Origin of the sequence: Saccharothrix sp. ST-888 (assembly GCF_000955975.1) — a bacterium.
Lineage (GTDB): Bacteria > Actinomycetota > Actinomycetes > Streptomycetales > Streptomycetaceae > Kitasatospora.
In genome coordinates, this window is the sequence record NZ_JYJF01000353.1 from 1 (window position 1) to 498 (window position 498).

The following is a 498-nucleotide window of genomic DNA, read 5'->3' on the forward strand; positions in this document are numbered from 1 at the left end:
GGCTAGTCTAGAGAATCATCGTTCTCAGTGGTAGCTGGAGGTGCTGTGGATCACGAAGAGGCCCGCTCGCGGTTGCTTGAGGCCGCGAAGCGACTGTTCTACGAACGCGGCATCCAGACCGTGGCCATCGACGAACTCCGCGCCACCTCCGGCGTGTCGCTGAAGCGGCTGTACCAGTACGTGCCGTCCAACACCGAGCTCGTGGAGCAGTACCTGCAGCCCCACGACGAGACCTGGCTCCCCGACCTGTCCGAGTATATCCACCTAGACGCCCCCCCGCCTGAAGGCAGGCTCGCGGCAGGCTTCGACCGGCTCCACTGATGTGTCGCCGGGCACGGCTCCCTGGGCGTCGCATTCATCACCCCCTTCGCCGACGGCTCGCCGGCTCCCAGCTCGCGTGTGAGGTCGGTCAGCTGGTCCCGGACGGCGCGCTTGTGATCGCGCGCAGCGCGGGCCACGCCGTCCGAGGTGGCACCCAGCTCGCCGAAGGAGTTGATG

The 498-nt window shown here is 67.1% G+C and carries 1 protein-coding gene; it reads left to right on the forward strand.

What is annotated here, in order from left to right:
• Positions 1-45 precede the first annotated feature (45 nt).
• Complete coding sequence (locus tag UK12_RS33065) at positions 46-321, forward strand: TetR/AcrR family transcriptional regulator (protein ID WP_045306909.1); 276 nt, start codon at positions 46-48, stop codon at positions 319-321.
• Positions 322-498: the final 177 nt, after the last annotated feature.